Source organism: Streptomyces sp. PL-29 (assembly GCF_058344425.1).
The window spans coordinates 3,326,120-3,343,241 of the sequence record NZ_CP136996.1 but is presented as its reverse complement, the minus strand read 5'-3'; the positions used below and the strand labels follow the sequence as shown (position 1 = coordinate 3,343,241).

Genomic DNA, 17,122 nt, shown 5'->3' with positions numbered 1-17,122 from the left:
GTAACCGTATGAGCATCTGGTGGTCTCTCCACTTGAGGCGCGAAGCCGCGAGCGTGTCGCTCGCTAGGCGGCTGTTGCTGCGGACGATGGAGACCGCGGGGGTGGACGCGGACATCTCCTTCGATCTCTCGGTGGCCCTGAGCGAGGCCTGCGCGAACGCGGTGGAGCACGGCGGGGGCGGCGACATCCCGGACGAGACCGAGGCCGAGGCGTACCACGTCACCGCCTATCTGGACGGGGACTGCTGCCACATCGAGGTGACCGACTCCGGGCCCGGATTCCCGCCCGCCACGGTGGCCTGCCGCAGACCGGCCCTGGCCGAACACGGCCGGGGCCTGCACCTGATCGCCGAGCTCTCCGATCACGTCCGCTTCCGCAACCGGCCGGGCCGGGGCGCCGTGGTGAGCTTCGACAAGATGCTGAAGTGGCGTGACGACGCGCTGCTGAAGGTGTCGTAGTACGACGGTGGGCGGTAGATACGACGGCGGGCGGGACCTCGTACGAGATCCCGCCCACCGACACGTACTGCGGCGCGGACACCGGTCCTTCGGGCCTCGGCCGTTGCGGCCTCGGTCCGCTCGGCGTCAGCCCTTCAGGCGCGCCATCCAGGCCTCGACGTCGGTCGAGGTGCGGGGCAGCCCGGCCGACAGGTTCCGGTTGCCGTCCTCGGTGACCAGGATGTCGTCCTCGATGCGGACGCCGATGCCGCGGTACTCCTCGGGCACGGTCAGGTCGTCGGCCTGGAAGTAGAGCCCCGGCTCCACGGTGAGGCACATGCCCGGCTCCAACGTTCCGTCCACGTACGCCTCGGTGCGCGCGGCCGCGCAGTCGTGGACGTCCATGCCGAGCATGTGGCCGGTTCCGTGCAGGGTCCAGCGGCGCTGCAGACCGAGCTCCAGGACACGCTCGACCGGGCCTTCCAGCAGCCCCCATTCGACGAGCTTCTCGGCCAGTACGTGCTGGGAGGCGTCGTGGAAGTCGCGGAACTTCGCGCCCGGCTTCACCGCGGCGATGCCGGCTTCCTGGGACGCGTAGACCGCGTCGTAGATCTTGCGCTGGATGTCGGTGTACGTGCCGCTGATCGGCAGCGTGCGCGTGACGTCCGCGGTGTAGAGGGAGTGGGTCTCCACACCGGCGTCCAGCAGCAGCAGGTCACCGGAGCGGACGTCCCCGTCGTTGCGTACCCAGTGCAGGGTGCAGGCGTGTGCGCCGGCGGCGCAGATCGAGCCGTAGCCGACGTCGTTGCCCTCGACGCGGGCGCGCAGGAAGAAGGTGCCCTCGATGTAGCGCTCGGACGTGGCCTCGGCCTTGTCGAGAACCTTCACGACGTCCTCGAAGCCGCGGACGGTGGAGTCGACGGCCTTCTGTAGCTCGCCGATCTCGAACGCGTCCTTCACGGCGCGGGCCTCGGAGAGGTAGACGCGCAGCTCCTCGTCGCGTTCCTTGGTCACCTTGTCGGTGAGGGCGGACTCGATCACCGCATCGTGGCCGCGCACGGCGCGGACCGGGCCCTCGGCCTCGGTGAGGGCGGCGGCGAGCTCGCGTACGTCCTGGGCCGGGATGCCGAGGAGCTGCTCGGCCTCGGCGAGGGAGTGGCGGCGGCCGACCCACAGCTCGCCCTGGCCGGACAGCCAGAACTCGCCGTTGGCCCGGTCGGAGCGCGGCAGCAGGTAGATGGTCGCGGTGTGACCGCTCGCCCCGGCCGGCTCCATGACCAGGACGCCGTTCTCGGTCTGGTCGCCGGTCAGGTACGCGTACTCCGTCGAAGCGCGGAAGGGGTACTCGGTGTCGTTCGAGCGGGTCTTCAGACGGCCTGAGGGGACGACCAGGCGCTCACCGGGGAAGCGCTCGGACAGCGCGGCACGCCGGGCCGCGGTGTGCGCGGCCTGCGCGATCGGCTCCAGACCGCGCAGCTCGGTGTCGGCCCAGCCGGTGCGCATGTTCTCGGCGAGTTCGTCGCTGACGCCCGGGTACAGAGCGTTTTTGCGCTGCTTGTGCGTCTTCTTGGGCTGCTCTTCTTCCGGGGTCTCCGGGGTGAGCTCGTCAGCCACGTCTTCTCCTCAGCTACGACGGTACGGACCTGGGTGTGGACCTCACCCATCGTATGCGTGTACGGGGAAGGCGTGGTCCGGATCGTGCGGGTTGTCACGGTCCGGGCCGCGCGGCGGATCACTCGAAGCGGGCTGCGAGCAGCACGATGTCCTCGGGGGCGTCGGCCGGCCGCCCGTCGGGCAGCACGGTCCGCAGGATGTGGTCGCACAGGGTCTCCGGGTCCTCCCGGGCGGCTCGGGGCGCCCCTGCGGCTGCCGCGTGCAGACGGGCATAGGCCCGGTCCATCGGGTCGCCGGTGTGGTGGAGCAGCCCGTCGGTGTAGAGAAGCACCGTTTCTCCGGGTGCGGGTTCGATCTCCATGCTCGGCGCCTCCCAGCAGGACAACATGCCCAGGGGGGCGGAGAGCGAGGTCTCCACGTACTCCGTGCGGTGCTCGCCGACGACGAGCGGCGGGGTGTGTCCGGCCCCCGCCAAGATGATCTTGCTGTCCCGGTCGTCGCTCTGCTGCCCCCCGGCGGGCTCGCAGTAGGCGAAGAGCGCGGTGGCCGAGCGGGCGGGTTCGGTCAGCCGGAGCAGCAGTTCCAGGTCGGACAGGACGGCGACCGGATCCTCGCCCTCCATGACGGCGTAGGCGCGCAGGGACGCGCGCAGCCGTCCCATGGCGGCGACGGCGCTCGGGCCGGATCCGGTGACGGAGCCCACGGCCAGTCCCAGGGCGCCCTCCGGCAGCGGCAGCGCGTCGTACCAGTCGCCCCCGCCGAGCGGTCCCGTGTGGTGGCGGGCCGCGAGCTGGATCCCGGGGATCCGGGGGAGCCGGCTGGGCAGCAGTTCCTCCGCGACGGTGGCCAGCCGGGTGCGGGATCGTTCCACCTCCAGCATGCGGGCCAGGTGCTCGGCGGCGTGCCGCACGTACAGCCCGGCCAGATCGCGCTGGCGGTCGCTGGGTTCGGCCTGTTCGTCGTAGAGCCACACGGCGGCGCCGAGTCGGCCGGTGGCCTCGGCGGTCAGGGGGAGTGCGTAGCTGGCGGCGTAGCCGAGCCGGGCGGCGACCTCGCGGTGACGGGGATCCACGGGGGCGGCGAATCCGCCGGCCCCGGGGGGCGCGTCCGGTTCGGGAAGCACTTCGGAGCCGCCCTGGGCGTCGGGCAGTCCGTCGAGGATCCGCCCGTAGCGGGTCGCGCTGCGGGGCACGGTCTCGATGTGGCCCAGTTCGGCGTGTCCGAGGCCGAGTCCGATGGTGGCGGTGGGGCCCAGCCCGTCGGAGGGCTCCAGGACGATCAGGCCGCGACGGGCGCCGACGAGTGCGGCGCCGGCGCGCAGGAACTCGCTGAGGGAGGTGTCGAGGTCGTCGGCGCGGGCCAGGCGCTCGGTGAGCTCGTGCAGGGTGGTGAGGTCCGAGACCATGCCTGCCAGCCGGTCCTGGATGAGGCTGCCCGGTGCGGTCGGAGGGGCCGCCGCGGGAGTGGTCCGGGCGGGCGGGGGTGCCGCAGTGTGCGGTGACGTGGTAACTGCTGGATCGATTCCAGCCACTTTCGGCAGATGCGGGGCGCTCATGGCGTCCGCCTTTCCACCTGGTGCGATTCGCCAAATAGCATTGCAAACCCCCAGACCGTGCTGCGCCGCCATCAAGGAATCCACATCTACACGCACACACGGAGGCATGTCCAGCATTGCCCAGGTGGGAATCCTGGTGTCCATGAGACGGCAACTCACTGTCGGGCCAAGGCTAGAACTTGGCCGGAAAAAGCTGGACGCGATCGGTTTTTGAGGTCGACTGGACGAGCTCCGCAGGGGGGTCGGGTACGTACTCGGTGGTGGCCGAGGGCAGTTGACGTACCGGGAACCACTCGGTCGCGGTCTGTCGTCCTCAGCGGCGGCAGCCGGTCTCGGCAGTCGGCGCGGGTCGCGCTCCACCCCCGCCGGACGTTTGATGGACCCGTAAGAACTGTACGAACCGTGTGATCCTGCCCCTGGCGAACAGTGACGCGAAACCTGTACGTGTGGTGAGACACCGATCACATGGTGTGATGTGGCCCTCGACGTTCAACGGAAAGGAACGAGCGCTCATGCGCGAGATCCTCGGAAGGCGTCTCCAGCGGCTCCGCGATCGCCTGCAATCCCTGCGCCCCGACCGGGGGGAGAGCGGCAGTGCCTCCGCTCTCCCCGAAGCGGCGCTCACCTGCGCCACCACATGGCAGTGGCCCGTCCTGCCCGGCGTCGGCCGGTCCGGTACGGACGGAACCCGCTGCGCCTGTCCCGACCCCGACTGCGTCGTCCCCGGCGCCCACCCCTTCGACCCGGGTCTGCTCGCAGCCTCCACCGATCCCCGCATGGTGTCCTGGTGGTGGACCAACCGGCCCACCGCACCCGTCCTGCTGGCGACCGGCGGGACCGCCCCGTGCGCCGTGAGCCTTCCCGCCGGTGCAGCCGCGCGGGCCGTCGTACGCCTGGAGGCGCAGGGCCTGAGGCTCGGGCCGGTCGTCGCCACGCCGACCCGGTGGGCGCTGCTCGTGGCGCCGTACTCGCTGGAGCGGCTCGGGGAACTCCTGTACGCCAAAGACCACGTGCCCGCCTCTCTCCGGTTCCACGGTGAGGGCGGCTACCTGCTGCTGCCGCCGTCCGCCGCGTCCAGTGGCGGCCGCGTCCGATGGGAGCGCGAACCGCGTGCGCTGCCGCAGTGCCCGCCCGGTCCGAAGTCCCCTGGCCTGCGGCCGCCGCAGACCGCGGGGGTGAAGCTCTGGCTGCCCGATGTCGAGGTGGTCGTGGACGCGTTGGTTGAGGCGAGCAGCAGCGCGCCCGGTGGCGGAAGCCGGCTCGCGTACTGACCTGTGGGGTCCCCGAAGATCACTCGTACGGGTGCCAGTGGGGCGAGTTTCCAAGGGAATTGGGCGCGGGGATCTCCGCGCCCCTTTCCCGCGTCGCTATCTTCGGCGAATGAATCTCCGCCTGATCGGTATCGGCGCCGGTGTGCTGATCATCCTGTCGCTCCCGCTCGCCGGTGCGATCGCCGGGCCTGATTTTGCCGGTCAGGACGACGGAAAGAGCGGCGGCCTGTTCACGAGCCTGGGCCTTTCGGAGCCCGCCCGTACCTCGTCCGTGCCGGTCGGGCGCCCGGCGGAACCGGCCGGGACCGGGCGCTCGGGCCCGGCGGAGCAGCCCCGTACGGATGCCCGATGCGGCCCCGAGGTGTCCTCGCCCTACGGAGTGGAGGCGCAGACGTGCGTCATGGCGAGCGAAAGCCAGACGTGGGGCAGGAGTTACTACAGGAACGCGAGTGGTCAGGCGCTGGACGCCGTGCTGACGGTGATGGGGCCGGCCGGGCGCACGGTGCAGATCCGCTGCTCGGTCGGTGCTGGTGACGAGCCCGGTCTGTGCGAGACGCCGAAGGAAGACTCCGCCGGGGGGTTGGAGAGTTACTCCGCCGTTGCGGAGTTTGCAGTTCCGGATGATGAAGGGAAGCTGCTCTTGCGGTCCGGGAGCAACTCACCGGCACCGGCTGACGGTTGAACACCGCCCTGAATAGAAGGGCCCGGTCGCTGGCGACGGGGGATGCACCAGCGACCGGGCTACAAGAACGGTAACAAGAGATCGCCTGTTCGCAAATTCGATCTCTGATATTCAGACACCGATTTGCAGACGATTAACGGGAGTTGTGACCCCGGTCACCGACTCCGCGCGTCCGGGCTGCGTCAGCTCAGGGTCACCTGGCGGTTGGTGAGACCGCCGCGCGCCCGGCGCTCCTCGGCGGTCAGCGGAGCGTCCGCGGCCAGTGCCTTGGCCAGCCGCTCCGCGAACTCCGCCGCCGGCTTCTCGACGTCGTCGGCCGTCACCCCGGTCGGCAGATCCCAGACCGGGACCATCAGGCCGTGGGCGCGGAAGGAACCGACGAGCTTGGTGCCCTCGCCGAGCGAGGACGTGCCGGCCGCATGCAGCCGCGCGAGGGCGTCGAGGAGCTTTTCCTCGGGGTGCGGCATGACCCAGCGCAGGTGGTTCTTGTCCGGGGTCTCGCACCAGTAGGCGGCGTCGACGCCGGTCAGCTTGACGGTGGGGATGGCGGCCGCGTTGGCGCGCTCCAGTGAGGCGGCGATCTCCGGCGACGCGTTCTCGCCGCCCTCGGATTCCGGAATCCAGAATTCGAAGCCGCTGTGCACAACCGGCTCGAAACCGCCGTCGGTGTCCAGGAGATCCTGAAGTCGGGGGCCCTCGGCGGGTACGCGGCGGGCAGTGACCGGAGTTCCCGGCTCCGCGACGAGTGCGCGCTCCAGGGTGTCGGCCAGGTCGCGGCTCAGGTCTCCGGTGGACGTCTCGTTCTGCAGGCCGAGCAGGACCGACCCGTCCTCGCGGCGCAGCGCCGGCCAGGCCATGGGCAGCACGGTCACCAGCGTGACGGAGGGGACGCCGTCGGGCAGACCGCCCTTCAGCGACAACGGGATGGTGGCCGCGGGCACGAGTTCGCGCAGCGCGACCCAGTCGCACTCGCCCGGCAGACCCTCGAACGGCCGCCGGACGTGCTCGGTGACGGCGTGCGCGGCGGCGGCGCCGTGACAGGCCTTGTAACGGCGCCCGGATCCGCAGGGGCAGGGCTCGCGCGCCCCGACAACGGGGATCTCGCCGTTGCTGAGCTGCGGCTTTGCAGACTTGGTTGCGGGGCGCTTCTTGGCCATCGTGCGTGTCTCCCGGTTGCGGCGGTACGGCGTCGGTCTGGGCGCGAGCCTAGCCGTTCGTACCGCCGGAACCGGTGGGGTGCGGCCGGGAGCACGGTCGGCGTGCGCTCCCGGACGGCCGCCTGTTCGGATGGCCGGTGCTGCTGTGCTGATGTCGAGCTGTGGTGCGGTCACGGGTCCCGGTCCGGGGAAGATCCCGACTTCCGGGCCCGCGGGGTCAGACGTCGAGATCGTCGAATGCCGTGCTGAAGTCGATCGCCGGGGGCGCAACGCGCGTAGCGAAATCCTCGTGCCGGGGCCCGCAGGCAACGATTACCCAGACGGTGACCTCACCCGCCGCTCCGTCCCGGACACCCCAGTCCTGGGCGAGGGCGCTGATGATGTTCAGCCCCCGGCCGCCGCGCGCGGTGACCGAGGGCGTCGAAGGAACAGGCCGGGTGGGCCCACCCCCGTCCGTGACCTCGACCATCAGCCGCCCCGCTCCGTCGACGCGCCACGCGGCGCGTATCTCCCCCTCCCCGACTTCCCGAGCGCCCAGCGGCCTGCCATGTCGGCAGGCGTTGCTGAGCAGTTCGGAAAGGATCAGTACGGCATCGTCCACGACCGAATCGGCCACCCCGCTGATGCGCAGTTGTGCGCGCATCCGGTGTCTGGCCTCACCCACGCCCGCAGGACCATGGCGTACGTCCATGCACGACGACGTGGGCACTTCTTGTGCCACCACCAACGCCACCCCCGGAACCTCCTTAGCCCCACGCATGGTCTGGATGCCCTCTTGGCCTGGACCGGAAACCGCCGAACCAGACCGCTCTGACGCATTCGTGTCGGCCGAATACGGTACGGATGCGCCGGTGTACGCCCTGTGATGGATGGGGTGAGGGTGGGGGGTGTGCAAATCGGGACGTCAGCGACCCAGTTGGGACAGAACTTGACGCGGTCTGTTCGTAATGATCGCTTCCACACCCAGATCCGCGCAGAGCTGAACGTCTTCTGGATCGTTCACCGTCCACACGTGAACGGAATGGCCCGCGTCCTGAAGCCTGCGGATGAAGCCGGGGTGATTGCGGACGATCCGGATCCCGGGGCCGGCGATCGCCACTCCAGCCGGCAGCCGTCCGTCGCGCATCCGGGGTGAGATGAACTGCATGAGGTACACCGTCGGGATCGTCGGCGCGGCGGCCTGCACCCGGTGCAGGGAGCGCGCGGAGAAGCTCATGACCCGGACCGGGTGCGGGCCCTCGGGCGGCGCGGCGTCCAGACCGAAGCGCCTGAGGAGGGAGAGCAGGCGCTCTTCCACTTGTCCGGCCCAGCGCGTCGGGTGCTTGGTCTCGATCGCGAGCTGTACGGGCCGTCCGGTGTCCGCGACCAGCTCCAGAAGGCGCTCCAGGGTGAGGACCGAGGTGCGCTCGGGGTCGGCGTCCCAGTCGGGGGATTCCTCACGGTCTTTCCAGGAGCCGAAGTCGAGGGCGGCGAGATCGGCCAGCTCCAGGGCGGAGACGGCGCCGCGGCCGTTCGAGGTGCGGTTCACCCTGCGGTCGTGGACCAGGACCAGATGGCCGTCGGCGGTGAGCCTGACATCGCATTCGAGGGCGTCGGCGCCGTCCTCGATGGCCTTGCGGTAGGCGGCCAGGGTGTGCTCGGGGGCGTCCTCCGAAGCGCCGCGGTGGGCGACGACCTGGATGGTGCGCGGCATTGCGTGGGTCACCGGGTCATGGTGCCACCGTCAGCCCTCTGGTGGTCGGGTCGAGCCCTGCGAGTGCATCCGAAATGTCGGACATAAAGAATGGGGGGAGATGCACAGGTCCGGCTTACAGTGCTCTGACGGGGCATGGGAAAGGCTTTGTCCTGGAACTTGTACGGCATGTCGAACGTTCAGCCGGATCGATATCGCCGGATTTCTGCAGTTGTGCGTGACGAGGAGAGAGAGCTGTGAGCACCGAGAACGAGGGCACCGCGGCCCCCACACCCTCCGCGGCCCCGTCCGTGACCCCTGCTCAGGGCTCCGAGACGGCGCCGGCGGCCTCCACGCCCGCTCCGCAGCCGGACCACGCCCCGCAGGACGCCGCCCCGGGCGTGCCGCCGGCCCCGTCCGCGGCGCCCGCACCGGCGCCCGCCGCCGGTGAGCACGTGACCCAGCAGCTTCCGCCGACGCCTGCGCCGGGCACCGGAGCGACCGAGCAGATCCCACCCCCGCCCGCCCCGCAGGCCCCTGCCTACGGCCAGGCCCCCGCCCCGGCCGCGCACGGGGCCGAGGGCTGGCCTCCCCCGCCGCCCACCGTGCCGGCGTACGGTGCGGGCGGTGCGGGCGGCGGTCCGGTCTGGGGCGCTCCCCCGGCCGCCGACGGCTATCCCGCGCCCAAGCCGAAGGGCAGGGGCGGCCTGATCGCGGCCGTGCTCGTGGCGGCCCTCCTCGCGGGCGGCATCGGCGGCAGCGTCGGCTATTGGGCCGCCGAGCGCAGCAACAACGGCACCGGCTCGACCACGATCAGCGCGGCCAACACCCCCAAGGACCTCAAGCGCGAGGCCGGCTCCATCGCCGGGCTCGCTGCCGGCGCACTGCCCAGCGTGGTCACCATCGAGGCTTCGGCCGGAGACGGTGAGGGGGGCACCGGCACCGGCTTCGTCTACGACCAGCAGGGCCACATCCTCACCAACAACCACGTCGTGGCCTCCGCTGTGAACGGCGGCAAGCTCTTCGCGACCTTCTCCGACGGAAAGCGGTACGACGCCGAGGTGGTGGGCCGTGCCCAGGGCTACGACGTCGCCGTGCTGAAGCTGAAGAACCCGCCGGCCGGCCTGAAGCCGCTGGCCCTCGGCGACTCCGACAAGGTCGCGGTCGGCGACGCCACGATCGCGATCGGTGCCCCGTTCGGGCTGTCCAATACGGTCACCACCGGCATCGTCAGCGCCAAGAACCGCCCGGTCGCCTCCGGTGACGGCACCGGCAGCAAGAACTCGTACATGAGCGCGCTGCAGACGGATGCCTCGATCAACCCGGGCAACTCCGGCGGGCCGCTTTTGGACGGTCGCGGCGCCGTCATCGGCATCAACTCCGCCATCCAGTCGGCCGGGAACGGCGGCTTCGGTGGCGGCCAGGCCGGCTCCATCGGGCTCGGCTTCGCTATCCCGATCAACCAGGCCAAGAACGTGGCCGAATCCCTGATCAAGACGGGCAAGCCGGTCTACCCGGTGATCTCGGTCTCCGTGGACCTCCAGGCCAAGACCGAAGGCGCGAAGATCTCCGAGCAGGGTGCCGCCGCCAACGAGCTCGTCGACCCCAACGGTCCGGCCGGCAAGGCGGGCCTCAGGCCGGGCGACGTCATCACGGCCTTCGGCGGCAAGCCGGTCGACAGCGGTCCGACCCTGATCAGCATGATCTGGACCTACAAGCCCGGCGACACGGTGAAGCTCACCTACCTGCGCGACGGCAAGCCGACCACCGTCGACATCACGCTCGGCTCCAGGATCGGCGACAAGTAGCACTACCGGCCACGGCGGTGGCTCAATGGCGAGGGCCGTGGGCGCGATTGCGCCCACGGCCCTCCAACGTCCGCTTATGCTTCGCTGGTGTTCGATTCTCGGCACATACGTACGTTCCACGCCGTGGTCGCCGCCGGCTCGTACTCGGCGGCCGCGCGCGTGCTGGGCTACACCCAGCCCGCCATCACCCAGCAGATGAAGGCGCTCGAACGCGCTGTCGGCACCCCGCTGTTCACCCGTGTCGGCCGCAGGATGCAGCTCACCGAGGCCGGGGAGTCCCTCTCCCGGCACGCCGAGACCATCCTCGGCAACCTCTCGGCCGCCGAGGCCCAGCTGCGGGCATACGCCCGCCTGCGCACCGGCCGGGTCAGGCTGTGCGGCTTCCCCAGCGCCAACGTCACCCTTGTCCCGGAAGCCCTGAGCGGCCTGGCCAAGGACCACCCGGGCATACAGGTGGAGCTACTGGAGGGAGAGCCCCCGGAGTCGCTGCGGCGGCTGGAGCGCGGCGAGTGCGACATCACCCTCGCCTTCACCTATCCCGGCCTGCACGAGGAGGTACCGGGGGACGTCGCCGAGGTCAGGCTGCTGGAGGACCAGCTGACGGTGCTGCTCCCGACCGGGCACCCGCTGGCCCGGCGCCGCGCCGTGCACCTGGCCGACCTCGCCGAGGAGCGGTGGATCGCAGGCTGCCCACGCTGCAGGGCGAACCTGCTACACGAGTGCGCGGAGCTGGGCTTCGTGCCCGACATCCGCTTCGCCACCGACGACAACCTGGTGGTGCAGAGCCTGGTGGCCCAGGGCCTGGGTGTGGCGATGATGCCCGCGCTGGTCCTGCCCTCGCTCTCGCTGAGCCGGGTCTGCGGACGCGCGCTCCAGCCGGCCGCCCGCCGGCACATCGCCGCGTACGTCTACCGGGACCACCTGCGGATCCCGGCAACGGCCGTGGTGCTGAGCGCACTCAAGCAGGCGGCCTCCAACCGGGTCGGCTGCTGACCAATCCATAAGCACTGCTTGGGATTTCGGGTAAAAACTGTCGTTGGACGCAATGGAACGGCGCCCGCACGCTGCCCGTATGACCACCACCACACCGGCCCGTACCACCACGAGGATGGCCGCCCTCATCAGTGAGATCCGCACGGTCGTGGAGCGGGGACTGGCCCCCGACCTCACCGCCTATCTCGTGGGCGAAAGGCTCGCTCCCCACCTCGGTGCGACCGACCTGCTGACGCCGACACAGCAGGAGGGCGATGCGGAGCGGTACCGGCAGCACATCCTGCACGCGGAGCCCGACGGCAGTTTCTCCGTGGTGGCGCTGGTGTGGCTTCCCGGGCAGGAGACCTGCATCCACGATCACGTGTCGTGGTGCGTGGCCGGGGTGCACCAGGGCGAGGAGAGCGAAAGCCGTTTCCGCCTCGCGCCCGGTGCGGGTCCTGCTCGCCTGGTGGCGACGGAGACCGTGGTCAACGCCCAGGGTGAGGTCTGTGGATTCGCGCCGCCCGGCGATATCCACCAGGTACGCAACTCCTGTTCCACCACGGCGATATCGGTGCACGTGTACGGCGCTGACGTGTCCCGGCTGGGGACCAGCATCCGTCGCGTCTACCAGCTTCCCGTCGGCTGATGGCCCTCCTCCATCGCCCACAGGGCAAGGTGGTTCGGCATGTTTCACGTGAAACATCCACGCCTTGGCCCGGGTTGGTGCTGGCGGCTGGAGGAGCCCTGGCCGCCTGGTGCGTCCATCGCCTCATACCGGCCGTACCGATGCTGACTGCGTCAGTGGTGCTGGGCATCGCGATGGCTCACTTCCCCGGACCGCGGAGCCTCGTACGGGGAGCCGGGCGAGCAGGCCTCTCCCTGGCCGGGCGGCGGCTCATGCGGATCGGCATCGTCCTGCTGGGCCTCGGCCTGGGGCTGGACCAGGTGCTCCGTCTGGGCTGGGTCACGGTGGCCATGGTGGTCGGGGTGGTCGCGGCCACGTTCTTCGGCACCCTCTGGATGGGCCGCAGGCTGGGACTACCGGGCGACCAGCCGCTGCTGATCGCCACGGGGTACTCGATCTGTGGAGCCTCCGCGATCGGCGCCGTGAGCCAGGTTTCGGGCAGTGACGAGGAGGACGTGGCCGCCTCGGTGGCACTGGTCACCCTGTGCGGAACCCTCGCCATCGCCGTACTGCCCCTCCTCCAGGACCCGCTGATGCTCTCCGACCAGGCCTTCGGGAGGTGGGTCGGCGCCGGTGTGCACGACGTCGGCCAGGTGGTGGCAACCGCGCAGACGGCGGGCCCGGACGCCCTGGGCGAGGCGGTGCTGGTCAAGCTGATGCGGGTGGCCCTGCTCGCCCCTCTGGTGGCGGCCGTCGCCTTCTCGGTACGGGCCCGGCGGCGCGGCATGCGCACGTCCTCGGGGCGACGGCCCGCCCCGGTGCCGCTCTTCGTGGCCGGGTTCCTGGCCGCGGCCGCGCTGCGCGCCACAGGCGTGCTGCCCGACGTCGCCCTGGAATGGGCGCGCACCGCGCAGGAGGCACTGCTGGCGGCGGCCCTGTTCGGCCTGGGGAGCGCAGTCCACCTGCCGACGCTGGCCCGGACCGGTGGGCGTGCCGCAGCGCTGGGACTGGGGGCGTGGGTGGTCGTCGCCGGGGCCTCGTACGCGGGCGTGATGCTCACCGTATGACGCTGCAACGGCCGGGAGTTGGACATTTCCTGGCCGGAACCTACCGAACGTTCCGACTGTCCGATGACATTGATGCGGGGCCGTGCCACTCTGCCCCGACAAAGCCGCACCCCGTACGACGCGCCACGCACAGCCGATCCGCACCGACCGCTCTTCACCCCCACCCTGCCCGGCTCCGACCGGTCCGGGCACGGCAGAAGGAGTCATGCGTGAATCGTCATCGCACGGCCTTGCCCGTCCTGCTCTCGGTGGGCGCCCTGGTAGCGGGTGCCCTGACGGCGGCCACACCCTCGATCGCGGCGGACGCCAGCACGTCCTTCCGGCAGCAGCACACCCAGGGCTTCTGGACCGCCGAGCGGATGCGGGGGGCCACCCCGCTCGACGTCACGGCGGTCCCCGGCGCGGGCCGCATCACCACTGTGGCCTCCGCAGCCTCCGCGGCCCCCACGGCCATCGCCCCGACCGCGGCCGCGACCGCCGCGTCGCCCACGGCCTTCCCGCAGGCGGGCGGGGCCTGGACGGGTGGCGGCGCGGTCGTGAAGACCTCGGGCCGGGTCTTCTTCACGATGGGCAGCCGCACCGCCTCCTGTTCCGGCAACTCGATCACCAGCGCCAACGGCAGCACGGTGATGACGGCCGGCCACTGCGTGAAGTACCAGGGCGCCTGGCACACGAACTGGGTCTTCGTGCCCGCCTACAGCAACGGATCCGCGCCCTACGGCCAGTGGTCGGCCACCAAGACCTTCGCCACCGACCAGTGGGCGGCGAGCGAGGACATGAACATGGACGTCGGTCTCGCCGTCGTCGCCCCGCTGAACGGCCGGACCCTCAGCCAGGCCGTCGGCGCGCAGGGCGTCCTCTTCAACGGCGGCTACAACAAGAGGATGTACTCCTTCGGCTTCCCCGCGGCGGCCCCCTACGACGGCACGAAGCTGGTCTACTGCAGCGGCAACAGCGGCAAGGACTTCCTCCTCACCCGGGACCACAGCCTGGGGTGCAACATGACGGGCGGCTCCAGCGGCGGCCCCTGGTTCCAGGACTTCAACGAGACCACGGGTCTCGGTACCCAGGTTTCGGTGAACAGCTTCGGCTACAACTTCCTGCCGAACCGCATGTACGGCCCGTATCTCGGCAACGAGGCGAAGGCTGCCTACGACAAGGCGCAAACCTCCTGATCCGACAGTCGCCCCGCCACCCCCACCTGGCCGGTACTCTGTACCGGCCAGGTGGGTTGCCCGAGCGGCCTAAGGGAACGGTCTTGAAAACCGTCGTGGCAGCGATGTCACCGTGGGTTCAAATCCCACACCCACCGCAGATGAACGGCCCCTGACCAGGAGATATGGTCAGGGGCCGTTTGGTGGTGCGGACATCGTCCGTGGCTGCTGACACCCTTGGTTCCCCGCCATGACGGGCACGCATGGGGTACGAGAGCAGCGCTCGCAGGGCCCCGCACGCCCAAATCTCAGCAGCGCCGGACCACTGCACTGTGCGATCTTGCCAGCATGAGCGAGACGCCCCCCGCCTCCGTAACTGTCGCTGACGGCGAGATCTTTGCTGGCCGTATCCTGCCGGGCATCAAGGCCATCCGAGAGCATCTCGGATGTTCTCTTCAAGAGGCGTTGCTGACCTTCCATGAGCGGTACGAAGTCCTTCAGTGTGAACAGCCCGAGACGTTCGCCGTGGCGCCCGATGAGTACTGGACCGGCTTCTACTCCTGAGACGGAGGGCCAGCCCCCTGCTTCTGCCCACGTACGGGCCAGTTCGTGGGCCAGGACCAGGGTGCTAGACCTGCGTGCCTCCGGCGTTGCGTCGCCGCGCCCACGAAGCGGAGCAGGGCCCAGATCGCCGCGGCGTTGACCAGGGCGCTGAACAGGACCGCAGCGGAGAAGCCGAGTCCTCCCCAGACCGAGGGCTCGACGGCCACGGAGGTGTCCGGTACCCAGTCCGCGGGGAGCGGATCCGACGCCGGAACGAACTCCGCGGGCGGCTCAGCGGGCGGTTCCGAGCCGTAGTAGGGCTCCACGGGCGGAGTCGGGGCCGGCCCCATGGCGTCCGCCGCGGGTCCGAAGGTGCTCAGCAGCAGGAGGCTGACCGGCGCGGTGGCCAGGATCGGCCAGACTCCGAAGAACCCGATGTCCCCGGTCCGGCTGCCCACCGCGACGTAGACGAGCATCGCGACCACCAGTGCCAGGTATGCGCCGGGCACCCACATCTCAGCCTTCGACCAGCGCCGCACCATGACGTTTCCCCGTTCCGTTTCGCTTCGTTCGACCTGCGCCCAGTCTCGAAGCTGCCGAGAACCCCCACCTGAGTACGCCTACTCATCCTGCTCGGCTGTACGTACATGCTCAGAGCCGTGCACGGCGAGCACGCCGGGAACACCGCACAACGTTTCCCCTCATGTCCGACACCCAGTGCCGGAGGACTCCCTGACCGGCCGGCGTTGTGGTCCCGCGCCTGACGGCCGGAGGGGGCGGGCCGGTCGTCGGCCGCCGTGATCACCAGGAAGCGCTGCCCGGACCGGGCGTGCGGGGCGTTCTCCGGCGGGGTAACACCCGGGGCGGGTTTCTCGGCTTGCGGGTCGGATGCCGGCGTGCAGGGGCAGCGGTCCCCGCCCGGTCCGGGCCCGGCCGGTCCTGAAAGCGCGGTCTTCACGGGCTCCAGGGGCCGGGCGGAACGTGCGATTGATCCTTCCGGGTGGTGTTAGTCGGAAGATCGGCGCGTGTGATGAACGCGGTGCGGTTGCCCCCACATCATGACGAATGTATTCAGATCCGCCCGTCCGAACATCGCGAATCGAGGCACACCGTCATGGCTCACCGCAACGTCCTCACGTCGATCTGGACCTCGGTCCTCGCAGCTCTCGTGGCCGTTCTCGCCAGCCTCGGCTTCGGCGGCAAGGCTGCTCCGGCCGCCGCCGCATCCACCGCCGGTGGCGCGGCTCCGACCGCTGTCGCCGCCGTCCCCGCGCGCCGGCAGGCGGTCTCGGCGCCGAGGAGCTGGCGGGAGATGATGCGGGGTGGTTCGCTGCCGCCGACCCTGAAGCAGCGCATCCGCGCCGAGGCCCACGGCAAGACGCCCGGTGTCCGCCGCTCGACCACCGCCGCAGCCATGGGTGCCGCCCCCGGAACCGCCGCCCGCGTCATGGCGCCCTCCGTGGTACCTGCCCCACGTACCGTCCGTGCCGTCCGTGCCGGCCGTGCCGCCCGCGAGGAACTGGCGCTCGCCGCGTAGCCCCGTACGGGCAGGCAGAACGCAGCGGAACGAACTGTGAACCGCAGCCGGAGGCCGGGACGCGCCGTCGGGCGAGGGTGCGCCGGTGCGCAGGCAGCAGCAGGACCGCAGGCAGGGGCGAGGTCGCGGCGGGAATCAGCACCGCCCCCGGAAGCCCGCTTGTAGGCAGCCGCAGGCGTCAGGCAGCGACAGGGATACAGAGGCAGGAACGCAGGCAGGCGCTGGAGCCCGGTCGGTCTCGACCGTGGATCGCGCCGAGCGGTGCCCCGGAAGCGGGGTACGGAGGGATCCCCCGGCGTGCGGCGGGGAGCGTGCAGGGGGCGTGAAGCTTGGCAGTGCAGGGCCGCAGGCCCGGGAGACGGTGGGGTTCCCGGACGGCGCGGCCCTTTTCGGCATGTTCCGGAGCGGCGGCCTGACGGAACGCTTCACCCCTTGTGCGATGCGGGGTGCGGCTGGTTCTGCAGTGCTGATCCGGGGCCTCGGGGGCGCGAATGGGGTTTATCCGGTGTTGGTCATGCTTGCGGGGGAATCGGGAAGTCCGGGGTGGTTCGCCGGGGATTCGGTGGGCAACTCTGGTCTCGCGACGTCGTCAGCACGGAACGACCGAGGCGGTCGGCCAACCGCCCTGGTGCAAGTCTCACTTCGGTTTTCTGGAGGAATGAAGACATGGCAAGCAGCCGTACCGCCCGCGTCATCGCCGCCGTCGCAGCCCTGCCCCTCACCGTCGCCCTCTTCGGCGGGGTGGCGTCGGCAGACAACGGCTCCTTCGCGAACGACGGATCGAATGCGAGCGTCGCCAGCATCATCGGCAGTGGCGTGGGTGGTGACAACAACGGCAACTCGGCCACCTCGCAGCAGGTGGCCACCGGCTTCGGCGCCTCCAACCAGAACAACACCGCGCAGGTTAACGGTTCGTCCTTTACCGCGATCAACCAGGGCAACTCGAACGTGGCGGTCAACTTCCACCCCTGGTGGTAGCAGCGGCACCAGCCGCTTCCCATCGTGAGGGCGTCTGTGCGACCGGA

The 17,122-nt window shown here is 70.5% G+C and carries 16 protein-coding genes, 1 tRNA gene and 1 pseudogene; 12 read left to right on the top strand and 6 right to left on the bottom strand.

Annotated elements, in window-relative coordinates; all coding sequences use genetic code 11:
* Window positions 1-8: 8 nt before the first annotated feature.
* Window positions 9-458 carry an ATP-binding protein gene (locus R4Z63_RS15320; protein WP_384445809.1) on the top strand — a complete coding sequence of 150 codons (450 nt, stop codon included), beginning with the start codon at window positions 9-11 and terminating at the stop codon, window positions 456-458.
* Window positions 459-584: 126 nt separating this feature from the next.
* Here R4Z63_RS15320 and R4Z63_RS15315 read toward each other — a convergent pair whose 3' ends face one another.
* Window positions 585-2,051, bottom strand: a complete 1,467-nt coding sequence (locus tag R4Z63_RS15315; RefSeq protein ID WP_384445807.1) for an aminopeptidase P family protein — start codon at window positions 2,049-2,051, stop codon at window positions 585-587.
* 118 nt (window positions 2,052-2,169) lie between these two features.
* Window positions 2,170-3,723: a PP2C family protein-serine/threonine phosphatase gene (locus R4Z63_RS15310; RefSeq protein WP_384445857.1), complete on the bottom strand. Its 1,554-nt coding sequence runs from the start codon at window positions 3,721-3,723 to the stop codon at window positions 2,170-2,172.
* Between the two features lie 395 nt (window positions 3,724-4,118).
* Between R4Z63_RS15310 and R4Z63_RS15305 the strand changes: the two genes are divergently transcribed.
* Window positions 4,119-4,877: a bifunctional DNA primase/polymerase gene (locus R4Z63_RS15305; RefSeq protein WP_384445805.1), complete on the top strand. Its 759-nt coding sequence runs from the start codon at window positions 4,119-4,121 to the stop codon at window positions 4,875-4,877.
* Window positions 4,878-4,986: 109 nt separating this feature from the next.
* Window positions 4,987-5,559: a hypothetical protein gene (locus tag R4Z63_RS15300; RefSeq protein ID WP_384445803.1), complete on the top strand. Its 573-nt coding sequence runs from the start codon at window positions 4,987-4,989 to the stop codon at window positions 5,557-5,559.
* Window positions 5,560-5,741: 182 nt separating this feature from the next.
* Here the strand turns inward: R4Z63_RS15300 and R4Z63_RS15295 are convergent, their stop codons facing one another.
* The 3 genes and pseudogenes from R4Z63_RS15295 to R4Z63_RS15285 form a co-directional block, all read right to left on the bottom strand.
* A complete protein-coding gene (locus R4Z63_RS15295) occupies window positions 5,742-6,716 on the bottom strand; it encodes a DUF5926 family protein (protein ID WP_384445801.1) in 975 nt (324 codons plus the stop codon).
* Between the two features lie 217 nt (window positions 6,717-6,933).
* A pseudogene (locus R4Z63_RS15290) lies at window positions 6,934-7,535 on the bottom strand (ATP-binding protein).
* A gap of 85 nt (window positions 7,536-7,620) precedes the next feature.
* The gene (locus R4Z63_RS15285) at window positions 7,621-8,409 is read right to left on the bottom strand and encodes a glycerophosphodiester phosphodiesterase (protein WP_172671318.1); all 789 of its coding nucleotides are present in this window, start codon (window positions 8,407-8,409) and stop codon (window positions 7,621-7,623) included.
* A gap of 236 nt (window positions 8,410-8,645) precedes the next feature.
* Between R4Z63_RS15285 and R4Z63_RS15280 the strand changes: the two genes are divergently transcribed.
* From R4Z63_RS15280 to R4Z63_RS15250, 7 genes are all read left to right on the top strand, one after another.
* Window positions 8,646-10,196, top strand: a complete 1,551-nt coding sequence (locus tag R4Z63_RS15280; RefSeq protein ID WP_384445799.1) for a S1C family serine protease — start codon at window positions 8,646-8,648, stop codon at window positions 10,194-10,196.
* Window positions 10,197-10,283: 87 nt separating this feature from the next.
* Window positions 10,284-11,189, top strand: coding sequence for a LysR family transcriptional regulator (locus R4Z63_RS15275; RefSeq protein ID WP_384445797.1), 906 nt, complete (start codon window positions 10,284-10,286; stop codon window positions 11,187-11,189).
* 79 nt (window positions 11,190-11,268) lie between these two features.
* Complete coding sequence (locus tag R4Z63_RS15270; RefSeq protein WP_384445795.1) at window positions 11,269-11,817, top strand: cysteine dioxygenase family protein; 549 nt, start codon at window positions 11,269-11,271, stop codon at window positions 11,815-11,817.
* The gene (locus R4Z63_RS15265) at window positions 11,817-12,863 is read left to right on the top strand and encodes a YeiH family protein (RefSeq protein ID WP_384445793.1); all 1,047 of its coding nucleotides are present in this window, start codon (window positions 11,817-11,819) and stop codon (window positions 12,861-12,863) included. Before R4Z63_RS15270 ends, R4Z63_RS15265 begins: the two co-directional genes overlap by 1 nt.
* Window positions 12,864-13,072: 209 nt before the next feature.
* The gene (locus R4Z63_RS15260; protein ID WP_384445791.1) at window positions 13,073-14,038 is read left to right on the top strand and encodes a trypsin-like serine peptidase; all 966 of its coding nucleotides are present in this window, start codon (window positions 13,073-13,075) and stop codon (window positions 14,036-14,038) included.
* A 50-nt stretch (window positions 14,039-14,088) separates the two neighbouring features.
* Window positions 14,089-14,175: transfer RNA gene (locus R4Z63_RS15255), tRNA-Ser, on the top strand.
* Between the two features lie 190 nt (window positions 14,176-14,365).
* On the top strand, window positions 14,366-14,581 hold the full coding sequence (locus tag R4Z63_RS15250; RefSeq protein ID WP_384445789.1) for a hypothetical protein: 216 nt from the start codon (window positions 14,366-14,368) through the stop codon (window positions 14,579-14,581).
* Here the strand turns inward: R4Z63_RS15250 and R4Z63_RS15245 are convergent.
* Complete coding sequence (locus R4Z63_RS15245) at window positions 14,572-15,102, bottom strand: SCO4225 family membrane protein (protein WP_384445787.1); 531 nt, start codon at window positions 15,100-15,102, stop codon at window positions 14,572-14,574. The two genes, R4Z63_RS15250 and R4Z63_RS15245, sit on opposite strands and share 10 nt — an antisense overlap.
* Window positions 15,103-15,674: 572 nt before the next feature.
* Here R4Z63_RS15245 and R4Z63_RS15240 point away from each other — a divergent pair.
* The gene (locus tag R4Z63_RS15240) at window positions 15,675-16,097 is read left to right on the top strand and encodes a DUF6344 domain-containing protein (protein WP_384445785.1); all 423 of its coding nucleotides are present in this window, start codon (window positions 15,675-15,677) and stop codon (window positions 16,095-16,097) included.
* Between the two features lie 666 nt (window positions 16,098-16,763).
* Window positions 16,764-17,075, top strand: a complete 312-nt coding sequence (locus tag R4Z63_RS15235; RefSeq protein WP_384445783.1) for a hypothetical protein — start codon at window positions 16,764-16,766, stop codon at window positions 17,073-17,075.
* Window positions 17,076-17,122 lie beyond the last annotated feature (47 nt).

Excerpts from the sequence above, each read along its gene's own strand:
- R4Z63_RS15270 (WP_384445795.1), top strand. The coding sequence starts at position 11,269 with ATGACCACCACCACACCGGCCCGTACCACCACGAGGATGGCCGCCCTC.
- R4Z63_RS15265 (WP_384445793.1), top strand. The coding sequence starts at position 11,817 with ATGGCCCTCCTCCATCGCCCACAGGGCAAGGTGGTTCGGCATGTTTCA.
- R4Z63_RS15245 (WP_384445787.1), bottom strand. The coding sequence starts at position 15,102 with ATGGTGCGGCGCTGGTCGAAGGCTGAGATGTGGGTGCCCGGCGCATAC.
- R4Z63_RS15305 (WP_384445805.1), top strand. The coding sequence starts at position 4,119 with ATGCGCGAGATCCTCGGAAGGCGTCTCCAGCGGCTCCGCGATCGCCTG.
- R4Z63_RS15300 (WP_384445803.1), top strand. The coding sequence starts at position 4,987 with ATGAATCTCCGCCTGATCGGTATCGGCGCCGGTGTGCTGATCATCCTG.
- R4Z63_RS15240 (WP_384445785.1), top strand. The coding sequence starts at position 15,675 with ATGGCTCACCGCAACGTCCTCACGTCGATCTGGACCTCGGTCCTCGCA.
- R4Z63_RS15250 (WP_384445789.1), top strand. The coding sequence starts at position 14,366 with ATGAGCGAGACGCCCCCCGCCTCCGTAACTGTCGCTGACGGCGAGATC.
- R4Z63_RS15295 (WP_384445801.1), bottom strand. The coding sequence starts at position 6,716 with ATGGCCAAGAAGCGCCCCGCAACCAAGTCTGCAAAGCCGCAGCTCAGC.
- R4Z63_RS15235 (WP_384445783.1), top strand. The coding sequence starts at position 16,764 with ATGGCAAGCAGCCGTACCGCCCGCGTCATCGCCGCCGTCGCAGCCCTG.
- R4Z63_RS15320 (WP_384445809.1), top strand. The coding sequence starts at position 9 with ATGAGCATCTGGTGGTCTCTCCACTTGAGGCGCGAAGCCGCGAGCGTG.
- R4Z63_RS15310 (WP_384445857.1), bottom strand. The coding sequence starts at position 3,723 with ATGCTGGACATGCCTCCGTGTGTGCGTGTAGATGTGGATTCCTTGATG.
- R4Z63_RS15285 (WP_172671318.1), bottom strand. The coding sequence starts at position 8,409 with ATGCCGCGCACCATCCAGGTCGTCGCCCACCGCGGCGCTTCGGAGGAC.